Annotated in this window: 8 protein-coding genes; 5 read left to right on the plus strand and 3 right to left on the minus strand. The window is 39.2% G+C overall.

Annotated elements, in window-relative coordinates:
• The first annotated feature begins 209 nt into the window (after positions 1-209).
• The gene (locus tag AB1498_09820; protein ID MEW6088583.1) at positions 210-1,223 is read left to right on the plus strand and encodes an HD domain-containing protein; all 1,014 of its coding nucleotides are present in this window, start codon (positions 210-212) and stop codon (positions 1,221-1,223) included.
• Here AB1498_09820 and AB1498_09825 read toward each other — a convergent pair.
• The gene (locus AB1498_09825) at positions 1,220-1,444 is read right to left on the minus strand and encodes a hypothetical protein (GenBank protein ID MEW6088584.1); all 225 of its coding nucleotides are present in this window, start codon (positions 1,442-1,444) and stop codon (positions 1,220-1,222) included. The genes AB1498_09820 and AB1498_09825 overlap by 4 nt on opposite strands.
• A 24-nt stretch (positions 1,445-1,468) precedes the next feature.
• Complete coding sequence (locus AB1498_09830) at positions 1,469-2,404, minus strand: histone deacetylase (protein MEW6088585.1); 936 nt, start codon at positions 2,402-2,404, stop codon at positions 1,469-1,471.
• Between the two features lie 158 nt (positions 2,405-2,562).
• On the opposite strand from AB1498_09830, the gene AB1498_09835 reads away from it, so the two are divergent.
• A complete protein-coding gene (locus AB1498_09835) occupies positions 2,563-3,102 on the plus strand; it encodes a hypothetical protein (protein MEW6088586.1) in 540 nt (179 codons plus the stop codon).
• Positions 3,103-3,163: 61 nt separating this feature from the next.
• On the opposite strand, the gene AB1498_09840 is transcribed toward AB1498_09835, so the two are convergent.
• Positions 3,164-4,042: a phosphoribosylaminoimidazolesuccinocarboxamide synthase gene (locus AB1498_09840; GenBank protein ID MEW6088587.1), complete on the minus strand. Its 879-nt coding sequence runs from the start codon at positions 4,040-4,042 to the stop codon at positions 3,164-3,166.
• A 108-nt stretch (positions 4,043-4,150) separates the two neighbouring features.
• Here AB1498_09840 and AB1498_09845 point away from each other — a divergent pair, with 108 nt between their 5' ends.
• The 3 genes from AB1498_09845 to AB1498_09855 all read left to right on the plus strand — a co-directional run bounded on the left by AB1498_09845 (position 4,151) and on the right by AB1498_09855 (position 5,713).
• On the plus strand, positions 4,151-4,714 hold the full coding sequence (locus AB1498_09845; GenBank protein MEW6088588.1) for an RNA polymerase sigma factor: 564 nt from the start codon (positions 4,151-4,153) through the stop codon (positions 4,712-4,714).
• Positions 4,715-4,778: 64 nt separating this feature from the next.
• Positions 4,779-5,255, plus strand: a complete 477-nt coding sequence (locus AB1498_09850) for a zf-HC2 domain-containing protein (protein ID MEW6088589.1) — start codon at positions 4,779-4,781, stop codon at positions 5,253-5,255.
• Positions 5,252-5,713, plus strand: a complete 462-nt coding sequence (locus tag AB1498_09855) for a periplasmic heavy metal sensor (protein MEW6088590.1) — start codon at positions 5,252-5,254, stop codon at positions 5,711-5,713. The genes AB1498_09850 and AB1498_09855 overlap by 4 nt, the downstream gene beginning before the upstream one ends.
• Positions 5,714-5,834: the final 121 nt, after the last annotated feature.

Below are 5,834 nucleotides of genomic sequence, written 5' to 3' on the forward strand. Positions count from 1 at the left end.
ATCCTTAATAATCCGGTTAGGAAAAAACTTGTTACCGACTGGAAAGATTATTCTTTTTCTGGTTCGCTTGATTTTAATTTGAATAAAATTATCAGTTAATGTTTACGCAGGCTAAAGCCTGCGGCTATAAAACCACCGGTAACTGACCGGTTACTAATCTGAAAATATCGGATTGTAATCCTTTATTAACTTCAAGCGGGAGATTTAAAATGCCGGAAATTACAGGACATCGTTTCATTAAGGATTTAAAAGAGGGAGAGAAGGTAAAAGCTGTTTACCTTTTGAGAGCAAAAACAAGCGGTTTAACAAAAAAGGGTGATTTTTATATTTCGCTCGAACTTATCGACAAGACAGGAAAGGTTGACGCAAAAATATGGGAAACAAATGAAAATGTTTATAAAAATTTAACTATCGATTCTTTTGTGGAGGTTGAAGGTTATATTGATTTTTTTAAAGGATTTCCCCAGATAAGGGTGACATCAATACGAAACATTAGAAAGGAAGATGAGGAGAACATTGTATTTGAAAATTATCTGCCGTGTTCACCTTTTGATATTGAAGAAATGTATAATGAGCTTCAAACGATAATTTCCGCCGTAAAAAACCCTTTTTATCAAAAACTTTTACAAAGCATTTTTTCCGATAAAAAATTTGCAAATACGTTTAAAAGATGTCCCGCGGCCACGGATTTCCATCATCCTTATTTAGGAGGGTTACTGGAACATACGTTGAGCCTTGCGAAACTCGCAAAACTTATTCTTAAAAATTACTCCGATATAGTTAATGAAGAGTTGCTGATTACCGGGTGTATCCTGCATGATATCGGTAAGACTGAGGAATTAAGTTATCAGCGTTCCCTGAATTACACGAACAGGGGGAAGTTTATCGGTCATATTGTTATCGGCGCAGGGATAGTAGAAAAAAAAATAAGGGAAATACCGGACTTTCCGCAGGATATGGCTGATTTAATTCTTCATCTGATTTTAAGCCATCACGGCGAATATGAATGGGGGTCCCCGCGCAGGCCAAAATGCCTTGAAGCGGTAATGCTGCATCATATTGATAATATAGACGCCAAGGTGAACGGTTTCCACTGGTTTATTAACAGCTATACCGTCGATAAGGATTCCTCGTGGACAAACTACAGCAAGATGTTTGATGAGTATCTTTATAAAGATTCAAAATTATTTGAAATAAAGATAAAAGAAGATAAATTGTTCTAAAAATTCAGATAAAGCGAAAGGGCCAGCAGGCCGTGAATAAAAGCGAGTATAAGCGCGATTACGGCTATTTTAGGGTGCAGGGAAAGGGGGATTTTATGAATCCCTTTTTTATTTAAAAAGGCGATTAGCGCGGTAAAAGAGACGGATGATATTGCCGCAATGCCAAGCCAGAAAACTATTGGATAGTCAAAAAGAATTTGGTACGCGAGTTGTTTTATCATAATTTCCCCAATAAAAGGGCGCTGCTACGCAGACATTAAAACTTCAAGATGTGCCGCAATTGTTTTTGGAAGCGCTTTTAAACTGTATCCGCCCTCAAGGACTGAAACAATTTTATTACCGCAGTGTTTTTTTGACAGATTAATTGTTATTTCCGTCAATCTCTTAAAGCCTTCGTCAGTGACAGCCATCCCGCCTAACGGGTCTTCAATATGCGCATCGAATCCCGCAGAGATTAAAATAAATTCCGGTTTAAACTTTTCTGCCGCGGGTATCAGGATTTTCTCAAACGCTGAGATATACTCTTTATCCCCGCTTCCGGAAGGCAGGGGCACGTTTATATTGAATCCAAAACCTTTTCCGTCCCCTTTTTCTTCAGAACTGCCTGACCCCGGGTAGAAAGGATAACGATGAGTGGAAAAATATAAAACCGACGGGTCATCATAAAAAGCGTCCTGTGTGCCGTTGCCGTGATGCGCGTCCCAGTCTATAATAAGAATTTTTTGATGATTAAGGTGTTTTTGCAGATAACGCGCGGCAATCGCCGCGTTATTAAACAGGCAAAAGCCCATGCTGCGCGCAGGTGCGGCGTGATGTCCCGGCGGGCGGATAAGGCAAAACGCATTTTTAATGTTTTCCGATGAAACCTCCACGCAGGCTTTTAAAACACCGCCGGCGGCAAGGAGAGCGGTTTTATAGGATTGTTCACTTACAGGGGTATCGGGGTCGAGGAAATTTATTCCCTGTGAATAGGCATTTTTTACCTCCCTGATATGCCCGGCTGTGTGTATTAAACCGATATCATCTTCGCTTGCTTCATCAAATTTTATTAAAGATAATTTTTTTAGTGCCCCGGTTTTTTCCAGGTAGTCAAAAGTTTTGGCCAGGCGCAGCTTATTTTCAGGGTGGTGCCCCGTGTCATGTTTTAAAAAATCGGGATGATAAATTAATCCGGTTTGCATAAATTATTCAAAAATATTTTATTTATATTATTTCTGGATAGAATGATATAATTAATAATTATTGAGGTCAAGAATTATTTTATTATAAATAGATATATCTTTTTTAAAAATGTGGTATAATTATTTGGCTTTTTAACAATTTGAAAGGAGTTAGGTATATGAGAATTTCTAAAACAGTATTGGGTATGGTGGTAACCATGTTTATATTTGCAGGATGGCAAAATGGAAGCATGGCCGAAGAGGGGGCGGAAGCGGCAAAAGAAGTGCCTAATGTAGAAGTATCAGCTCCGGCAGCAGCGCCTGCTCCTGAAGGCACAATTTCCGCAGAGCCTGCCCCGACAGCGGAAACACCGGCACCAGCCCCCGCTGAAACAAAAGCAGAAGCTTCTGCGGCGGCAGCCCCGGTAAACATGGCAATTGCTGATATTTTTGCCAAAAAGGCTGAACTTGACGGGAAAACTGTTACTATTCACGGGAATGTTGCTAAAGTCAATCTGGGAGTTATGGGGAAAAACTGGCTGCACATACAGGATGGTACAGGCGCCCAGGGGGCAAACGATATTACTATTACAACACAATCCGAGGCAAATATTAACGATAAAATAACTGCCACAGGAATAATCAGTGTTGATAAAGATTTTGGTTTTGGTTATAAATACGAAATAATTATGGAAAATGCCTCTGTTGCGAAGGAATAAATAAATTCTGTTGTTTTAAAGCACTTTATTGATGGGAAAAAACTATCAATAAAGTGCTTTTTTATTTTGTAAGTATATTCAATATTTCTTTATACCTGTCGGATGTTTTTCTTATTATTTCAACAGGGAGTTCCGGGCCGGGGGGTGTTTGGTCCCAATCCAGGGTCAATAAATAATCCCGGACAATTTGTTTATCAAAACTATCCTGCCCTTTACCAGGTTTGTAATCTCCGGTTGACCAGAATCTCGATGAATCAGGTGTAAGAAGTTCATCTATCAGGATTAATTTGTTGTTATATATTCCGAATTCCATTTTTGTATCCGCGATAATAATTCCTTTTCCTTCCGCGAGATCGCGTCCTTTTCCATAAACTTTTAAACTTATGTCTTTAAGCTGTTCCGCAATATTAAAACCTACAATTTTTTTTGTTTCATCAAAACTTATATTTATATCGTGCCCTTCATCGGCCTTTGTGCTGGGTGTAAAAACAGGAGAATCAAGTTTATCGGATTCCTTGTGCCCCTCGCGGAGTTTTATCCCGCAGATTGTTCCTTTCGATTTATATTCTTTCCATCCAGAACCGGACAGGTAGCCCCGGACGATACATTCCACGGATAAAGGTTTTGCTTTTTTAACAAGCATGCTCCTTCCTTCAAGAATATCTTTATATTTGTGTAAAACTTTTGGATAATCTTTGACCTCTGCGGCAACAATGTGATTTTCTATTATATCTTTCACCTGGTTAAACCAAAAAACGGAAATTTGGGTTAGAACCTTTCCTTTATCCGGAATCCCGTTTGGAAGAATCACATCGAATGCGGAAACCCTGTCAGTGGCGATGATCAGCAAATTTTCATCTAACTCATAAACATCCCGCACCTTGCCGCGCCTTAAAAATTTAATGTCTTTTAAATCGGTTTTCATTAAAACACCAGGCATTCTTACCTCCGGATTATAAGTGGATTACAATGGTATAATTTTAAACAAAAATGAAAATAAATCAAGGATAATATTGGAATATGCGTTAAAAAATATTATAATGATAAAATGAACGAATCGGAATTATTTGAAAAAATAAGGGCGGGTGAAATTTCAGCATTTAAGGAATTATTCGAAGCTTATAAAGATATGGTTTTTAATGTCTGTTTTAAAATGCTCGGAAGCAGGGAAGACGCGGAGGATGTCGCGCAGGACGTTTTTTTTACAGCATACAAGGCTCTGAAAGGATTCCGGGCGGAATCGAAATTATCAACATGGCTGTACCGTATCGCAGTAAACAGGAGCTTGAATTTCGGGCGGAAAAGAAAGATGAACAGATGGCTCTCGCTGGATTTTTTGGCAGATAATAAGCCGGATGAAATACCTCCCGATCCGGCGGGTAATCCTCTTAAAAATTTAGAGATTTCCGAACGTGAACGGATTGTCCAAAATGCGGTAAATTCACTGCCGGGAAACCAGCGCGTAGCCGTTATTCTCAGCCGTTATGAAAATCTTTCTTATGAAGAAACAGCCAAAATTATGAAATGTTCGGTTTCTTCCGTGGAATCATATTTGTTCCGCGCTAAACAGAATCTATATAAAAAATTGGCGGCGTTTATTAAGGAAACATAAATTTTTTAAATTACCGCCGCAAGTTTTTTCTGCCTTCCGTGTCTAACTAAGTGAAAGGCCCAAAATGAATCATAAAGAAATCCAGGAAAAATTATTACTCTTCACAGACGGAGGACTCTCCAATGAAGAAACAATTATTGTCAGGGAACATATTGAAGGTTGTCCTGTTTGCAGGGAAAACTCAGAAAAACTGAAGAAAGTCTGGGTATTTGAAACCGGTAAAAGAATGAAGCCTTCGCCATTTTTGTGGACAAGACTTGAGGCGGAAATCAAAGATTATGAACGAAATCCGGTTTATTTTGGCCTGGATTATTTCAGGAAAAGAATTGCGTATATGCTTCAGCCGGCAATGACAGCGGTTTTGATTTTTGCGTCAATCCTTGCCGGATATTTCGGCGGAAATTATTTGGTAAAAGATTTGGATGCCAATCAGGGTATTTCCGGCAATGAACAGGTTGCCGAGGCCTTTTACCTGGATAAATTAGAACCGCTTTTAATGGCCCTGGCTTCTGGTGAAAATGAAAAGGAGGTCTTGCCATGACAAAAAAATGGTTTTTAATAATTGTTGTTTTGCTGACTGTTGTAAATCTCGCAGCAATCGGGACCTTCGTTTGCAGGCATTATTGTCATAAAAGAGGCCCTTCCCCCATGGACAGGCAATTTCATCGTTTAAAAAAAGAACTCAGGCTCACTGATGAACAAGTGGCAAGGATGCGAAATTCCCGGGAAAAGTTTGACCCGGAGATTGAGGAGATTTCTAATGACCTTAGAGAAAAAAGGCATGGGCTCGTCGGGGAACTGAAGAAGAAAAAGCCGGATTCGGCACTGGTTGAACAGATACTCAGGGGAATGGATTCGTCACAGTCTGTGCTTCAAAGAAAAGTTGTCAGTCATCTTCTTGAAGACAAAGCAATATTTACTCCCGGGCAACAGGAAAAGTTTTTTTCCATTATACTTGAACGTTTTCCTGACGGGAACAAACCTGATATTAAAAGATAATGTCAAAATAGGTATGAAAGGAATGAAAGTTTTGAAACGGGGTAAATTTTAGATTTCTCCCTTTAGAAAAGGGAGATTAAGAGGGATTTGAGAGAATTGGCAAGTGTATTTAACACGATAA

It is taken from the genome of bacterium (assembly GCA_040754625.1).
Lineage (GTDB): Bacteria > JACRDZ01 > JAQUKH01 > JAQUKH01 > JAQUKH01 > JAQUKH01.